We start from the raw sequence: 16,953 nt of genomic DNA on the forward strand, positions 1-16,953 counted from the left end.
TGACGCCTTCGCCAACGCCTACAGTAAAACTGAAGGCCCATTGAACACGGTGCGATTGCCGTCACATCAAACATTTGAGGGCGGCAGATCATGAGTTTTATCGTGTGGGTCGCCGTACTCGGCGCAGTCCTGCTGACCCTGGCACTGACGTCGTCATACCTGCGCTGGATGCCGGTGACCACCTCGGCGGTTTGTTTGCTGTTGGGAATCGGCATAGGCCCCAGTGGCCTTGATCTGCTGAAACTATCCCTGGAAGACGCCTCGCTGTGGATGGAGCACCTGACAGAAGTCGCGGTGCTGTTTTCTCTGTTCGTCTGCGGCCTGAAATTGCGCCTGCCGCTGCGCGACAAGCGTTGGCGAATCGCCTTCGGCCTCGCCGGCCCCGTAATGGTGCTGACCATCGCCGGGGTGTGCCTGCTGCTGCATTTTGCTTTGCGCTTGCCGTGGGGGCCGTCGTTGTTGATCGGCGCGATGCTGGCGCCCACCGACCCGGTGCTGGCGGCGTTGGTGCAGGTCAATGATGCGCGGGATGTCGACAGCGTGCGTTTCGGCCTGTCGGGTGAGGCCGGGTTGAATGACGGGGTAGCCTTTCCGTTTGTGATTCTCGGCTTGTTGTTGATTCACGGTGATGGCTCTGCCGCCGAGTGGCAGGGCTGGGTCTTGCGCAGTTTGTTGTGGGCGGTGCCCGCAGGTCTGCTCACCGGTTACTGGATGGGCCGAGGTATCGGCCGCGTGACCCTGTCGCTGCGTATTCACAATGACGACAGCACGCTCAGCCCGAACGACTATCTAGCGTTGTCGTTGATTGCCCTGGCGTATGTCGTTGCCGAAGCGATTGGCGGCTATGGTTTTCTGTCGGTGTTCGCTGCCGGGTTGGGCCTGCGTCAGGTCGAAGTCAAATCCACCGGCGCCGGGCAACCGCCCGCCGAGCACTTGGTACAGCCGGTGGTCGGTCATCAGAACGTCGAACCGCAGCACGCGGTGCACGGCGACACCGAACGGCTGGAAAGCAGCCAGGTCGCCGCCGGGATCATGATGGGCGACATGCTGTCGTTCGGCAGTCTGGTCGAGCGCGCCATGGAAGTATTTCTGGTGACCCTGCTCGGCGTGGTGCTGGTGGCGCACTGGGACTGGCGGGCGTTGCTGGTGGGCGGCGTGCTGTTCTGCCTGATCCGCCCGGCCTGCGTCGCGCTGATGCCTTGGGGCGCACTGCTCAAAGGAAGGCAACGGCTGTTGATCGGCTGGTTTGGCATTCGCGGTATCGGCAGCCTGTTCTATCTGTTTTATGCCTTGAACCACGGGCTGACCGACACGGTGGCCAGCCTGTGTACCGATCTGACCTTGTCGGTGGTGGCGCTGAGCATCTTGCTCCATGGCATCAGCACGCAACCGATCCTCGCCCGTTACGAACAGCGCAAAAAACAAAAAAACTGATTTTTGATTTGCGAATTTATTCGGCGAATTGATCGAATTTTTTTCTATATAAAAATGGATCCCTGATTAATGGCCGGCAGTCACAAGCATAACCCCTCGCCGGATATGTCCGGCGGGGCCCGGCAGGTTCGGTTCCCCTGCGGCGCTACGCCTATGAAACGGAATCCTTGAAGATTAAGGTCACGGTCATGAAAGAATGCTCGACTCCTGCGCAAATCAAGGCTTGCAGAGCACTGGCTCTGGAACGCAATCGTCAATTGTTTGATAACGCCCACACCCTCAACCGCGCAGCCAATGCGCTGCTCGACGTGGCCGATCTGGACATTGAACAGTTTGAGCGATACCGCGCGCTGCGCAAGAAAGCCGATTCGATGTTTGAAGATGCCATCGACCATTTGTGCGTCTTGAACGAAGACTTCCCGCCGATCCCGATGTCCTCGCAGAACTCGGTGGCATTGCGTCGAGAGCTTGAAACTGTGGAATGAGCCAGAACAGCCCCTCACCCTAGCCCTCTCCCAAAGGGAGAGGGAACTGACCGAGGTGAATGGTCGAGGTACGCCGACCTGAGATACCGAGTCGAACGCAGATTCTGACCACGACATTGAGATACCGAGTCGAACGCAGATTTTGAGTACAACGAAGATCTGCTCCCTTCCCCCTCGCCCCCATTGGGGGCGGTCCGACGTTTCGGGAGGGTTGGGGTGAGGGGGATCGGTCTGAATAGCACCACAAAATCCACGCGAATAAAAAAGCCCGGCTACATAAGCCGGGCTTTTCCCTACCTGCCAATCACCCGCCCGGATTGGTCACCTGAATAAACACCGCATAACTCCCCAGCAACACCCAGAACGTCGCAAAGATCCACGGCGTACGCACCGAAAACAGCAGCGACTTGCGATAGCCCTTGTGGCTCGACTCCATCTCGCTGAACAGCGGCGATTCGTCATACGCCAGGCCCATCAGCGGCTCGCTGTGCAGCAAGTGGCTCTGCTTGAAATGCCAGTGATCGATGATGTCGTACGCCGCGCGAATCCCCGGCCAGGCATTCAGCGAGCTGAGCAGCCCGAGCAGTGCCAGAAAGGGTGGCACCACCAGCGTGAACAACTTGCCCCACTCCGGGTTGAGGTTGGCCATGCACGAGGCAAAGGCAATCACCAGAAACGACTGCGCCGCCAGATAAGCGTCGGTACGGTTGGCGAGGATGCTGGTTTCGTACTGGATCTCCCGCCGATAGAAATCCAGCCGTTCCTTGGGTGAGCCAAACATCTTGGCGTCATGTTCGGTCAGGGTTTCTTCAGCGGTGGGCTCAGTCAGTATGCGAGACAAAAGATGCACGCTCCGGGGTGGGGAAAACGTTTAGAAGTCCCCGTTGGCGCCCAAGTTCAGACGGATTGACCGACGCCTTGTTTCATCGATTGGGCAATGATTGCCACCAGATTCATCTGCGTAAACGGCTTGGGCAATCGTGGCAGTTGCGCGGCAAAGCCTTCCAGGCGTTCGGCGTAGCCGGTGGCCAGGATGATCGGCAGATCCGGTTTGAGCACGCGCACGGCATGGGCCAGTTGCGCGCCGCTCATTTTCGGCATGGCCATGTCGGTGATCATCAGGTCGATGACCTCGCCCTGATCGAACAACGCCAGCGCTTGCGCACCGGACGTCGCACTGACCACCCGATGGCCGAGGTCTTCGAGCAGTAGACTGGTGCTGTTCAATACCAGTGAGTCGTCATCCACCACCAGCACGCTGAGTCTTGGTACCACCACGGGCTCGGCGTGTGGCTGCAGCGAATTGCTGACGGTACCCTCGCCGGCCACCGGAATCCACAGTTCTGCCGTGGTGCCCTGGGCCTTTGCACTCTTGAGAATGAAACGGCCACCGAGTTGTTCCATGAAGCCGTGGACCATCGACAAGCCCAGCCCGGTGCCCTTGCCCAAGCCTTTAGTGGTGAAGAACGGATCTCTGGCCGACGCCAGCGTGTGATCATCCATGCCCTCCCCGGTATCGATTACGCTAAGGCAGACGTAACGCCCCGCAGGCAGGTCCGAATGCCCCAGTTCTAGCACCACTTGCGGTTCAGCGCTGATGCTCACCGTACCTCCATCGGGCATGGCGTCGCGGGCGTTGGTCGCCAGATTGAGCAAGGCCAATTCCAACTGATTGGTGTCCGCCAGCACCAGCTCGAGATCGTCGGGAAACCGCGTGTCGACAAGGATACCCGGCCCGAGGGAGCTACGCAGCAAACCGCTGATGCCCTGAACCAATTGCGCGATATCGACCGACTCGGTCTTCAATTCCTGACGGCGGGCAAATGCCAGCATGCGCTGGGTCAGCGAGACGCCACGCAAGGCGCCTTGGGTGGCGTTTTCCAGCAGGCGGCTGATTTTCGCATCGTCGCCCACGCGCTTTTGCACGATCTCGAGGTTACCGAGAATCACCGTCAGCAGATTATTGAAGTCATGGGCGATGCCACCGCTGAGCTGACCGATGGCCTGCATCTTCTGCGCCTGGAACAGCGCTTCACGGGTTTTCTCCAGCGCCTGTTGCGCCTGGTGGGCTTCGGTGATGTCGCGGGTGATCTTGGCAAAACCGAGCAATGTGCCGGTGTCACCACGAATCGCATCGACCACCACATGAGCGAGAAACCGCGTGCCGTCCTTGCGCATGCGCCAGCTCTTGTTCTCGAAGCGGCCCTCGCGGGTGGCGATTTCCAGCGCCCGTTGCGGCTCGCCGAGTTCGCGGTCTTCGGGGGTATAGAACAGCGAAAAATGCTGACCGATGATTTCTTCCGGCAGATAGCCTTTGATCCGCTGTGCGCCCTGGTTCCAGTTGCTGACCCGGCCTTCGGGGCTGAGCATGTAGATCGCGTAGTCGGTGACGCCCTGCACCAGCAAGCGGAACTGCTGCTCGCTTTGCTTGAGGGTTTCTTCAGCCATTTTCCGGTCGGTCAGGTCGCGGGTGATCTTGGCGAAACCGAGCAATTTGCCGTCGGGATCAATGATCGGATCGATGACCACATGCGACCAGAAATTGGTGCCGTCCTTGCGCACCCGCCAGCCCTCGCCTTCGAAACGTCCCTCACGGATCGCCGTATCGAGCGCACGTTGCGGCAGACCGGCGGCGCGATCCTCAGCGGTATAGAAGCGGGAGAAATGTTCGCCGAGAATTTCCGCTTCTTCGTAGCCCTTGAAGCGTTTGGCGCCAGAGTTCCAACTGGTGATGATGCCGTCGGGATCGATCATGTAGATCGCATAGTCGACCACCGCATCGATCAGCAGACGAAAACGCATCTCTTCGATCGCCGCGGTCTTGTTTTTCTCGCTCATCACACTCACCAGCCATTGTCATGAGCAGAAGTATGCGGTAATCCGGCAAATTGGGAAGCGTCCGTCTCGTGATTGATTGCCCACCAGCGCGGCAGCAGCTGTTTGATCCGGCTCTCGGCAAAGCGATCGTCAATCAGCATCACCACGCCGCTATCCTCACGGGTGCGGATGACTCGCCCGGCGGCCTGTACCACTTTCTGCACGCCGGGGTACAGGTAGGTGTAATCGTAACCGGCGCCGAAGATGGCGGCCATGCGGTGTTTAAGTTGTTCGTTGACCGGATTGAACTGCGCCAGCCCCAACGTGGCAATGAACGCCCCGATCAGCCGCGCACCGGGTAAATCGATGCCTTCGCCGAACGCACCGCCCAACACGGCAAAGCCGACACCTTGGCTGTGCGCGGTGAACTGATCGAGAAAGGCCTGCCGCGCCCCTTCGAGCATGCCCCGCGATTGCTGCCACAGGGTGATGTGCGGGTAACGCTCAGCGAGTAACGACGCCACTTGTTGCAGATAATCGAAGCTGCTGAAAAACGCCAGATAGTTGCCCGGACGCTCGCTGAACTGCTGCGCGATCAATTCGACGATCGGCTCCAGCGAGGCCTGACGATGATTGAAGCGTGTCGAAATGCGGCTGACGATCTGCACCTGCAACTGCTCGGCGCAAAACGGCGATTCGACGTCGATCCACACGGTGTCGGCGGGCGTGCCAAGCAAATCGGCGTAATAGTGACGCGGGCTGAGGGTCGCGGAAAACAGCACGCTGCTGCGCGCCGCTTTCAGGCGCGGACCAATGAACGCGGCCGGCACCACGTTGCGCAGGCATAACTGCGACAGCGGCTTTTTGCGGTCGAGGTCGCGCTTGCTGATGTCGAACAGGTAATGCTCGTCGTACAGTTCGGCCACCCGGGCGAATTGCAGCAGGTCGAAATAGAAGTTCTGCACGGCGCTGTCGAGACCCTGCGGATGGTCATTGAGGTAATCGCCAATGGCCGCGCAACACAACGAGATCGCTTGCAGGAGTTTTTCCGGGGCCTTGTCGTAAGCCTGATACGCCGCCAGTTGCGGCGCATGCAGCGCGTTCCATTCACGGTTGATCCGTTGCAGGGAGTTTTTCAGCGGTGCCGGCGCGGTTTTGCGCACGCTGCCGAGGGTGAACTGATCAAGACTGGCGCTGTACATTTGCCGGCCGCGTTCGACCAGGTTGTGCGCCTCGTCCGCCAGCACCGCGACTTTCCATTGATTAAGCTGGGCCAGACCGAACAGCATGGCGCTGAAGTCGAAGTAATAGTTGTAGTCGGCGATCACCACGTCTACCCAACGGGCCATCTCCTGACTCAGGTAATACGGGCACACCGCGTGTTGCGCAGCGACCTCGCGCATGGCGGCTTGATCGAGCAGGCGGATTCGGCTGGCCGCTTCCCGCGCGGCCGGCAGGCGATCATAAAAGCCCTGGGCCAACGGGCAGGATTCGCCGTGACAGGCTTTGTCCGGATGTTCGCAGGCCTTGTCCCGGGCGACCATTTCCAGCACCCGCAAGGGCAAGGCTGGTGACTGATCGAACAACACCTGACTGGCATCCAGCGCCAGTTTGCGCCCCGGTGTCTTCGCGGTCAGGAAGAACACCTTGTCCAGTTGCTGCGGCGCCAGGGCCTTGAGCATCGGGAACAGCGTGCCGAGGGTTTTGCCGATGCCGGTCGGTGCCTGGGCCATCAGGCAACGGCCGGTGCTGACGGCTTTGAACACTGATTCCGCCAAGTGCCGCTGACCGGGACGAAAATCGGCATGGGGAAACGCCAGTTGCTGCGCGGCCAGATTGCGCGCCTCGCGATGGGCCATTTCCTGTTCGGCCCATTGCAGGAACAGCGTGCATTGCTGCTCGAAAAAGGCCTTGAGGGTTTCGGCGCTGAAGGCCTCGACCAGGCAGGTTTCCTTCTCGCTGACGATATCGAAATACACCAGCGCCAGATTGATTTGCTCAAGTTCGAGTTTGCGGCACATCAACCAGCCGTAGATCTTCGCCTGTGCCCAGTGCAACTGGCGGTGATTGGCCGGTTGCTTACTCAGGTCGCCACGGTAGGTTTTGACTTCTTCCAGGCAGGTTTGCGCCGGGTCGTAGCCGTCCGCCCTGCCCTTGACCTTCAACTGCAGAAACTCGCCTTCGAGCGCCACTTCGCTTTGATACTTTTCGCTGCGCCGCGAGGCCACAGTGCGGTGGCCGGCGATGCCTTCCAGCGCCGTGGGCGATGGGGTGAAGCGCAGGTCGAGGTCGCCGGTCTTGGCGGTGAACTCGCACAGTGCGCGCACGGCAATGCTGTAGCTCAAGCGCTCTGCTCCGCCCATTGCACGTAACACACCGCTACTGGCATCTGGTGTTGATGACAGAACTCCAGCCAGCGCAACTGGTTGTCCTGCAGGCGATCGCCGGGGCCTTTCACTTCAATCATTCGGTAGGTTTTGTGCTGCGGCCAGAACTGGATCAGGTCGGGCATGCCGGCGCGGTTGGCCTTGATGTCGAGCAGCAAACGGTTGAACCAGTGCTTGAGATGTTCGGCGGGCAGACAGGCCAATGCCTGCTCAAGCAATAGTTCATTCACCGCGCCCCAGAATACGAATGGCGACTGGACACCCCATTTGTCGACAAAGCGCTGGCGAATGGTCGCGGCATAGCGGCCGTCGTCGAGTTCGCTCAGGCACGCCTGGAACAGCTCGGCGCGGCGTTGCTGGAAATCTTCGTTGAGCAGGTCCACCGGGCCGCGCTGGAACGGGTGAAAGAATGCCCCGGGCAATGGCGCGAAGATCGCCGGCCAGCACAACAAACCGAACAGCGAGTTGATCAGGCTGTTTTCCACGTAATGCACGGGGCCATCGTCATCGTGCAGATGCGCCTGCACGTAAAACTCCACGGACAAGGCTGGGTCGGTGCGCGGCAATTGCAGATCCAGCCGCTCGACCGGTCTGGCCGTTGTGCGCTTGAGTGGCGGGCCGCCGAGTTTGCGCCGCAGCCTTGGCAATATCCGTTGCAGGCCTTGCTGCTCGGCAGCGCTTTCCGGCGCCTGCTCCGCCAGCGTGGCGAGCTCCAGCGCCAACGAGTATTCGCCGCTGCGCTCCAGCACGCGGATCATGCGTAAACGGGCGCCGGGATAGGCGCAGTCGCGATAAATGCTCAGGGCCAGGGCAAACTCGCTGATGCGCTCGCAATACTGGCCGATCTGGAACAGCACCTTGCCACGCCGGCGTTGCAGCCACGGGTTGTCGAAGTGCAAGGCGCTGACCTGCGCAACAATGGTGTCCAGTGGCTCACCGGCCTCGAAACGCAATTGACAGTTGTGCAGGAACAGGCACGCATCGACGTCGTCGCGACTGCGCAGGCCCCGCGAGTCGGCGCAGAATTCGACTTTTTCATAAGTGAAGATGCCAAGGTCGGCGAGGACGAATTCCGACCAGTCCTGATACAGGTTGCCGAAGAACATCAGCCGCAAGCGATCGCACAGGTCCATGATGGTCAGGCTGAACAAGCGATCATCGAGCAGCGGAGCCCAGTCGCGCAGGCTGCGAGCGTCTGCAAACTGCTCGGCGAGGAGCGGCAGCCAATCGTCCTTGCGGCCCTTGGGTTGCTCGATAAAGGCTGCGAACGCTTGCAGGATCTCGGCCTTGAGCAACACATCGAACAACTCGGCGAGGACCAGCGGCGCGTGTTCGTCGATCCAGCCGTGCTCCAACAAGGGCTGCGCGGCCTCGGCGATGTCACCGATTTCCACGTAATTGAGTTTGCCGGCACGAAAATGCACACCCTTGCGCATCACCATCCGCACCAGCAGCCCCTGACTCGGGCGGGGCAACGCGTTGAAGTCGCGGATGAATGCGTGTTCCGGCTCGCTCATTACATCGGCATAACGAAGCTCAAGCCAATCAAGCACTTGCCGAAAGTTGTTAAGGTAATAGAACGGGTCGTCGAGGGGATTGGCAGTCACGGGAATTCTGGGCCATGGCAAGCGAGTACTGGTTATGCGTACAGATACCAGCTGTGCCCCACCCGGTGCAAACGGAAAATGATCAATGGCATTTTTTCGCCGGGCTATCGAACTTTTCCCCCGGGGATGGCACCAACCGCGTTAGAGGGCCGACAATGCTCGGCATCACATCGAATGAGGATTTAGAGGTGGGTATGAAAATCAAAGCACTGGGCATCCCTTTCGCCATCGCCGCCGCGCTGGCACTGGCCGGTTGCTCGACCCCGACGGTGGTCACCCTGCAGAACGGCACCCAGTACCTGACCAAGGACATGCCGAAGACCAAAACCAAGGACGGCTTCTATGAGTTCGAGGATATTTCCGGGGCCAAGGTGAAGGTTCGCGCTGATGAAGTGGCCACAGTGCGCGAGGAAGACTGACTCACGGCGATCGATCGTTCCCACGCTCTGCGTGGGAATGCAGCCCGGGACGCTCCGCGTCCCATCCAGAGCCGAACGCGGAGCGTCCGTTGAGGCATTCCCACGCGGAGCGTGGGAACGATCATCAAAGCAGCTTTTTTATTCGAAGGTAGGCATACCCGGAATGCTGCCGTCGCAAGGCATGTACGTGCCACCCCGCTTGACCACTTCCCCCTGCAAGCGCCGGCAGCGTTCCAGATCCTGCTGCGCCATGCGATCGATGCTCAGATTGCCGGTGGTTTGCGGCTGCTTGCCGTCACCCAGGCGCAGGGTCACGAACGGTTGTTCGGGCTGAATCTGAAAGCGGCTCTTCTCTTCGACCGGTTCGACCTCCGCGGTTTTCGGCGGGCTCGGCAGTTGGTCGGTGGTGACGCCGTAACGGCTCAGAATCGAGCTTTGAGGCAGATCGGCGCAGGCATTGGCCGAACACAGCGCCAGTGCGACGAACCCGACATACCCCTTGAAACCTTTCACGTTTGAATCTCCTGTACTCAATGGCGGCTAGCTATAGAACGTGTGTGCACGTGCTGGCTTTAGGCCGCATTTCCTGTTTTCGCAGGGGTTTGAGTCAGGGAGTGGCTGTCGAGTCACTTTTGAAACCGAGTTATCGTTCTTCGCGAGCAGGCTCGCTCCCACAGGGGATTTATAAACGACACAGATCCAGTGTGGGAGCCAGCCTGCTGGCGAAGAGGCCCTTACCGGCGCCCCATCAACCTCAGGCGATCACAACGCCGTCAGCACTCAAGCTGTTGAGCGACACCCCGACCAACGTCACCGAATCATTGCCAAACGTCAGCACCGTGTCCTGCCCGACGGTCGCAGCATGAGCCCGGAAATCCTCCGCCGGCAACACACCCTGCACACCAAGAAACACCAGTTTGTCATTGGACGTGAAACCGACCACCCGGTCCTGACCGAACGCACCGTTGAACAGGAACGTATCCGCCCCGCCCCCCGACTCCATCAGGTCATTGCCTGCGCCGCCAACAAACACGTCATTGCCCGCGCCACCCATCAGGTGATCGTTGCCGTCCAGCCCGAACAACCAGTCGCCACCGGCATGCGCCTTCAACGTATCGGCGCCGCTGGTGCCTTTGACGCTGGACTCGTACGCGGTGACGTTGTTGCCGACCTTCAAGCCGCTGGCCGTGACGCTGTGGGTCACATCGTCCTTGAACAGCCCCCAGAGAAAGCCCGGTTCCTTGGTGACAATGCTGCCTATGTCGCGGGTGATGCTGATCCCGCCGTTGGCGTCGCGAATGTACAGATTGCCGGCGCCGTCGTTGGCGAAGTCGAAGTTCTTCACCGCGCTTTGCAGATCGAGGGTGTTGTTGCCCTGCCCGCCAAGGATGACGTTGTAGCCACCGCCATCGCGGAAGGTGTCATTGCCGGCGCGACCTTCCAGGTAATCGTTGCCGCTGCCGCCCTGGATCAGATCGTTGGCGTCACTGCCAATGATGAACGTGCTGCCCTTATGGGTTTCGGCGTTGCGGTTGAGATCCTGTACCCAGGTGTTGGCCCGCGCCGGGTCCGAGAGGTTGGCGACAATGATCGTCGAGTCGCGGCTGGTCAGGTCGTAGAATTTTGAGTCGATCACCCGATTCATACCGTCGCCATACGCGGTCGGCAAGTGCGAGATCCAGGTGGGAATGTTGAGGATCGAGTACGGCAGCAGATTCCACGCGGTCGAGGCGTAGTGATCGTTGAAGCTGACGATGTTGTCGGTGGCCGAGACCTTGGGCGCATCGTGCACGCCGATCGAAGCTCCGGTGAAGGTCGAGCCGTCGAGGGCGCGGAACACCGGGTCGTTTTCGTAGCCGACGTTGAGCACTTTGTCGGTGCTGCTTTGCGTTGGCGAGGCGTAGGCGATGTAGTTGGAGTCGGCAAAGAAACCACCCCACTTGCCACCGCTCAGGTCGGCCATGCTGTTGACCGCCAGGCCACCGAGGCTGTGGCCACTGACGAGAACGTCCTTGCCGCTGAGGCCGTTGGCCTTGGCAAACGCCACCACGTCATTGAGCAGATTGCCGAAGGCTTCACCGACGTAATTCTTCGCATAATCCTTGGGGCCGAAGGCGGCGAGCAGGTCGTTGATCACGTCACCGATGGAGTCGAGGATCAGGTTCTCACGCGGGCCGCTGGTGCCGCGAAAGGCAACGCCGAGTTCGGTGAGATGGCCCTGGGCGTCGTACTTGCCGAGGATTTCCACTTGGGCGGTGGTGTAACCGGCCTTCTCGCCGAAGAAGGTACCCCGCGCATCGGTTTTGCCGTCGTAGCCCAGTTGCGAGGCGGTGATGGGCGTCCAGCCGGCCTTTTTCACCGCGTCGAGGGCGAGTTTTTCCGAGTCGGGATTCCACGGAACGCCGGGAATCACCCCCTGGGAATCGGTGCCGCCGAGCAGTGCCGTGACCAGCGTGGCGGGCAGGCCGAGGCCGAAGCCGTTGTGCTGATAACCGGCGGCAAAGCCGTTATCGAGGTTGTGGTAGGAATACAGCGTGATCGCCATGGCATCGCTGAACAACGCCTTGGAATCGGCTGTGCCGAAGTTCTTGTAGTCATACACACCCATTGCTATTGCCTCTCTCTTGTTGGAATTGTTAGAGATAGCTCACAGCCAGGGCGCCCCACGGGGACGCCCCGGAGCATTTCGATACAACACTTCTTTAACGCTGCCTCTGTAGGAGCTGCCGAAGGCTGCGATCTTTTGACTTGGCTCTTAAAAGCAAGATCAAAAGATCGCAGCCTCGTTTCACTCGACAGCTCCTACAGGATTACTGTTTAGGCGAACACGAACGCCGAGTCCGACAGGTTAGCCACTCCCACCCCGACCAGGGTCACGGCAAAGTCGCCAATCTTCAGCACGGTGTCGTTGCCGGCCTGCGCCGCGTGCTGTTTGTAGTCATAGCCCTGCCCCGCGCCCTCGACGCCCATGAACACCAGTTTGTCGCTGCCCTGATAACCGTTGATGGCATCAAAACCGAACGCGCCGCTGAACAGAAAGGTGTTGCTGCCACCCACGGCAGTCATCACGTCGTTGCCAGCACCGCCAACGAAGGTCACATGGCCCTTGTCGCTGATCAACTTGTCATCGCCACCGAGGCCGAACAGCCAGTCACCGTCAGCCGTGGCGTGCAGCGCATTGCCGTAGCCATCGCCGCTGAGCGAGTGGTTGTACTGGGTCAGTTCGTTGCCATTGGTCAAACCTTTGGCCGTAACGCCCCAGGTGATTTCCTTGCTGCCCCACCACGAACCCGACTCCTTGCTCACCAGCGCGCCGATGTCGCGGGTCATGCTGATGCCGCCATAGGCATCGCGTACGTACAGCGTGCCGTCACCGTCGTTGGCGAAGCTGAAGTTCTGCAACGGTTTCTGCAGTTCGAAGGTGTTGTGGCCCTGGCCACCGAGCAGGATGTTGTAACCGCCGTCATCACGGAACCGGTCATCACCGCCCAGGCCTTCGAGGAAGTCGTTGCCCGCGCCGCCCTTGAGCCAGTCGCTGCTCTGGGTGCCGATGATGAACGTGCTGCCGGTGTGCGGCTCGCCACTGCGGCCGAGATCTTCGACCCAGGTCTTGCCGCGAGAAGCTTCTTCCAGATTGGAGACGATGATCGTCGAGTCTTTATGCGTAAGGTTGTAAAACTTGGAATCGATGACCCGATTCAAGCCATCGGCATAGCCCAACGAGCTGTGGGCCGACCAGTTCAGCGGATTGACGATGCTGAACGGCACCAGGTTCTGCGCGGTGGACGCGTAGTTGTCGTTGAAGTTGACGATGTTGTCGGTGGTCGAATCGTGCGGCTTGTCGTGCTTGCCCATCGAGGCGCTGCTGAACGTGGTGCCGTCGAGTACACGGAACACCGGGTCGTTTTCGAACCCGATGTTCAGCACGTTATTGCCGGTGCTGCTCTGAGTCGGCGAGGCGAAGGTGATGTAGTTGGCATCCTTGAAAAAGCCGCCCCAGTTGCTCGCGCTCAGTTCGGCCACGCTGTTGACCCCGAGCCCACCGAGGCTGTGACCGCTGAGCAGCACGTCCTTGGCGGCAATGCCGTTGGCAATGGCGAATGTGGCGACCGCCTTGAGCAAATTGTCGAAAGCGTTTTTAGCGTAATTGCTCGCGTAATCCGACGGCCCGATGGCGGCCAGCAGGTTGTTTTTCAGGTCGCCGAAGGTGTCGCTGTAACCCAGCCCGCCGGTGCCACGAAAGGCCACGCCGATGCCGATCAGTTTGCCGGCAGCGTCGTATTTGCCGAGCACTTCGGCCTCGGCACTGGTGAAGCCGTCCTTCTCGCCGAAGAACGTGCCCTGCGGCCCGACCTTGCCCTGATAGCCCAGCGCGGTTGCCGTGAGCGGTGCCCAAGCGGTGGCCGGCAGAGGCTTGCCGGTCGGCGTGTAGGCGTACAGCGTCAGTGCGATGGCGTCGCTGTACAACGCTTTGCCATCGGCATTTTTATAATCGAACAGTCCCATGTTGTGCTCTCTCTTCCTTCAAAAACCGGCAGCTCCGCAGAACTGCCGGTACGCCTTAGAACTGCCAGTCGAGGGTCAGACCCACACCGTGGTCCTTCTCGTTCGAGCCGATCAGTCCGTTGTAATCGAGGTTCACCCGCACATCGCGATTGAGCGCCAGACCCGCACGCACACCGACCACCGCCGCATCGCGATCCATCGACACGCTCTGCACGGTGAACGCGCTGTTGCCATTGGCAAACGCCAGATGGCTGTCGGCATCGACGTTGTTCAGGTTGTGCTGCCAGCCCAGGCTTGCGCCCAGTTCCAGCTGATGCTGATCCGACAAGGCAAACGAACGCTTGGCGCGCACGCCGAGGGTCGACAGCACCACATCACGATTGTCCTCACCGCCCTTCAACGCTGCGGCATCACCCTTCTCGGTGAAGCTTTCGGTATTGAGGTGCACGTAAGCCAGATTGGCGAACGGTTCCAGGTTCATCGGTTGCAGGCCCAGATCATAAGCGGCCTCGGTGAACACTTGAGTGGTGGCGGCATCGTGCTTGGTCTTTTGTTTACTGCTGACGTCCCCGAACTGCAGGTCACGTTTGACGTCGACACGATGCCAGCTGTAAGCGCCACCGACGGTCAGACGCAGCGCATCGATCTGATGCCCCAGGTACGCACCCAAGTGGTAGCTGTCGACTGACGCCGACGAATGCGTGCCGCTGCCCATGCTCAACGAGCTGTCGCTATAACCGGTAACGAAACCCAGACGGGTATCTTCAGCGATCAAGCCATCGACACCGGCTAGCAGGCCGCCGATGGAGCTGTTGGAGTCGGCATTGTCATGCCCGCCATCACTCTTGCCCCACGAACCCAAGACCTTGACCCAGGCGTTGCTGCGATCGTCGGTCGGTGCGCCAGCGTTGAACAGATCACGCTCACGCAGACGCTCGCCCACCGCTTCACGCAGGTAACGGCTGTCGTTGATCAGCATCGTGCCAATGGCCGGATGGATCTCGCCGGACAGTTGCTGGAAGGCTTGCTGCGCCGACGCCGCATTCGGCGACAGCAACAGGGTTTCGAACAGCGCATTGCCAGCGCCCAAACGTTCCGCCGCCGCACCGACCGCACGCTGGTTTGGCGTCAGACCGACACTGGCGAACGAGGCGTCGTTACGGCCGACCGCCAACTGGATACCATCGGCCGAATACGCAAGGGTGCCGCCGAGGAACGCGTAGTCAGGCAATACCTGACCGAAACGCCCTTCAATTCCACCCGCCGCTTGCAGGATGTTGTAGCGCGTGCCGAGCAGGCTTTGCACCTCGTTGGTGGTCAGCAACGTCGGGCTGTTTTCCAGCGACATGCTCACCGTGGCACCTTCAATCACGGCTTTGCCGGTAGCGATAATCTGATCGCTGCTGGTCGGCGACAGCTCTACGGCGTAGGTCGAACCCGGTGCAAATGTCACGTCACCGGCCACGTTGAGGGTGCCGATGGAGTTACCCGGTGCGACCGTACCGCCGCTGTTCACCGACAGCGCGCCGATGTGGCCATTGCCGCCGAGGATGCCGCCGTCATTCACCGTCACCGCCGATTGCAGCGAACCGTTGATGGCCAGACGCCCCTGATTGACCAGGGTCGGGCCGCTGTAAGTGTTGTTGCCGGTCAGCACCAGCGTGCCGATACCTTGCTTGGTCAGCCCGCCGTGGCCGGAAATGTCGTTGCGCCAGGTGTCGAGGCCGCAGGTGATATCGGTGCACACGCGTTCGGTCGGTTTGCCCTGATCGATGATTGCGCCGATGCCCGGCAGATCGGCGACAAACTGGCCGGAGCCGTAAGCGCCGTCGATGCGGAATTCCGCTGGAATGTCCTGCTCGGTGACGAACATCGACGGGCCGTCGATGCCTTTGCGCAGGTTGATCATGCCCCAGCCGTACAAAGCGTCGATGCCCGGCGCGCCGAGATCGGTGGCGGTGGTGCGCAAGACCGTGGCGACTTGATCGCCGGTCATGTACGGGAAGCGCTCCATCAGCACCGCCATGGAACCGGCCACGTGTGGCGCGGCCATCGAGGTGCCGTTGTAGTTTTTGTAGCCGGTGGTCAGGTTGTCGGCGTTGGTGCCTTCGATGATCGCGCTGAAGATCTTCGTGCCCGGCGCCGAGACGCAGAAACTCGCGGTGTAGCCGCAGCGCGAGGAGAACGTACTCATGATGTACGGGTTGGCGCTGGCCTGGTCCGGGTTCTGCTGCAACGCGGCGACGGTGATCCAGTTCGGCGCGATGTCCGGGACGAAATAGCCAAGGCCGGCGATGGCGTCCGGGTTGTTGAGGTTGTAGTCGTTGCCGGCGGCGAAGATCGTTACGATGCCGCTGCGTGCGGCAGCAATCGCGCCGTCGTAGGCGCCACCGGGCTTGGTGCCAAGCAGCGTGCGGATCTCGTTGAACTGCAATTGCGCGTCGTTGACGGTGAAATGCGGGTACGCCGGATCGCGGCCACCGAGGTCGAAACGGTCAGTGATGCCGATGCCCCAACTGTTGTTGATGATCCGCGCGCCGCTGGCGATCAGCGCATCCCAACCGGCCTTGTACACCGCGCCGTCGTTACCGCGAACGATGCCGTCTTCCGGGCCCGGGTCACCGTTGTCGGCGCTGATAATCTGCGCACCGAACGCCACGCCGTGCATCGGCCCACCATCACGACTGCCTGCGGCGATACCGCCGACGTGGGTGCCGTGGGCGCCGAGTTTGCCGTCGGAGCCAACCGAGGGCGAACCGTCATAGCGGAACGCATCGCCGGCTTTGACCGGGATGTACGGGTCGGTGTATTCGCGGATCCCGCTGGTGACCAGAGTGACGACTTTGTTGCTGCCGGAAAACTCCGGGTGCGCGGCGTACACCGGCTGATCGAAGATCCCCAATTTCACGCCTTTGCCGGTATACCCGGCGGCGTAGGCGTGATCGGCACCGATCGCACCCAGGCCCCAATCGGCCTGAAATTCGGCACTGCGCCAACTCGATGGATCGCCCGTGCGACCGCTTTCCACATAGGGCGCGGCATGGGCGGTGCCGATGGCACAGAGTACGGCGAGCGTGAGGGTTTTCAGGGCAAAGCGGCCCCCCGTTTGCGCAGGGGTATTGTTGTTATTCATCCAGCGACCTTCCTTAGTGATGTTGCGAAAAATCCTGATCGTTGCCACTGAGGGCGATGATCGTCGTTGATTGTTCCCACGCTCCGCGTGGGAATGCAGCCCGTGATGCTCCGCGTCACTGGACGCAGAGCGTCCCTAGAGGCATTCCCACGCGGAGCGTGGGAA

The 16,953-nt window shown here is 60.6% G+C and carries 11 protein-coding genes; 3 read left to right on the forward strand and 8 right to left on the reverse strand.

Annotated features, from left to right (window positions below; genetic code table 11):
- Positions 1-90: 90 nt before the first annotated feature.
- Positions 91-1,434, forward strand: a complete 1,344-nt coding sequence (locus tag LOY43_RS14840; protein ID WP_095049069.1) for a sodium:proton antiporter — start codon at positions 91-93, stop codon at positions 1,432-1,434.
- A 188-nt stretch (positions 1,435-1,622) separates the two neighbouring features.
- Positions 1,623-1,919 carry a hypothetical protein gene (locus LOY43_RS14845; RefSeq protein WP_141125586.1) on the forward strand — a complete coding sequence of 99 codons (297 nt, stop codon included), beginning with the start codon at positions 1,623-1,625 and terminating at the stop codon, positions 1,917-1,919.
- A 304-nt stretch (positions 1,920-2,223) separates the two neighbouring features.
- On the opposite strand, the gene LOY43_RS14850 is transcribed toward LOY43_RS14845, so the two are convergent.
- Genes LOY43_RS14850 through LOY43_RS14865 form a run of 4 tightly spaced genes read right to left on the reverse strand, consistent with a single transcriptional unit; the run spans position 2,224 to position 8,730 of the window.
- Positions 2,224-2,760, reverse strand: coding sequence for a hypothetical protein (locus LOY43_RS14850; protein WP_016983364.1), 537 nt, complete (start codon positions 2,758-2,760; stop codon positions 2,224-2,226).
- 56 nt (positions 2,761-2,816) lie between these two features.
- A complete protein-coding gene (locus LOY43_RS14855) occupies positions 2,817-4,757 on the reverse strand; it encodes a PAS domain-containing sensor histidine kinase (protein ID WP_095126049.1) in 1,941 nt (646 codons plus the stop codon).
- A 5-nt stretch (positions 4,758-4,762) separates the two neighbouring features.
- Entirely contained in the window at positions 4,763-7,081 is a 2,319-nt protein-coding gene (locus LOY43_RS14860; protein WP_095126050.1) for an ATP-dependent DNA helicase, read from the reverse strand.
- Entirely contained in the window at positions 7,078-8,730 is a 1,653-nt protein-coding gene (locus LOY43_RS14865) for a VRR-NUC domain-containing protein (RefSeq protein ID WP_095126051.1), read from the reverse strand. The genes LOY43_RS14860 and LOY43_RS14865 overlap by 4 nt, the downstream gene beginning before the upstream one ends.
- A gap of 194 nt (positions 8,731-8,924) precedes the next feature.
- On the opposite strand from LOY43_RS14865, the gene LOY43_RS14870 reads away from it, so the two are divergent.
- Entirely contained in the window at positions 8,925-9,149 is a 225-nt protein-coding gene (locus LOY43_RS14870; protein WP_095049074.1) for a YgdI/YgdR family lipoprotein, read from the forward strand.
- Between the two features lie 138 nt (positions 9,150-9,287).
- Here the strand turns inward: LOY43_RS14870 and LOY43_RS14875 are convergent, their stop codons facing one another.
- The 4 genes from LOY43_RS14875 to LOY43_RS14890 all read right to left on the reverse strand — a co-directional run bounded on the left by LOY43_RS14875 (position 9,288) and on the right by LOY43_RS14890 (position 16,788).
- Positions 9,288-9,662, reverse strand: coding sequence for a hypothetical protein (locus LOY43_RS14875; protein ID WP_095126052.1), 375 nt, complete (start codon positions 9,660-9,662; stop codon positions 9,288-9,290).
- Between the two features lie 241 nt (positions 9,663-9,903).
- Complete coding sequence (locus LOY43_RS14880) at positions 9,904-11,757, reverse strand: polyurethanase (protein ID WP_258708268.1); 1,854 nt, start codon at positions 11,755-11,757, stop codon at positions 9,904-9,906.
- 209 nt (positions 11,758-11,966) lie between these two features.
- Complete coding sequence (locus LOY43_RS14885) at positions 11,967-13,655, reverse strand: polyurethanase (protein ID WP_258708269.1); 1,689 nt, start codon at positions 13,653-13,655, stop codon at positions 11,967-11,969.
- A gap of 55 nt (positions 13,656-13,710) precedes the next feature.
- On the reverse strand, positions 13,711-16,788 hold the full coding sequence (locus LOY43_RS14890; RefSeq protein ID WP_258708270.1) for an autotransporter serine protease: 3,078 nt from the start codon (positions 16,786-16,788) through the stop codon (positions 13,711-13,713).
- Positions 16,789-16,953: the final 165 nt, after the last annotated feature.

The sequence above is a fragment of the Pseudomonas sp. B21-041 genome, from assembly GCF_024748675.1.
Taxonomy (GTDB): Bacteria; Pseudomonadota; Gammaproteobacteria; order Pseudomonadales; family Pseudomonadaceae; genus Aquipseudomonas; species Aquipseudomonas neuropathica.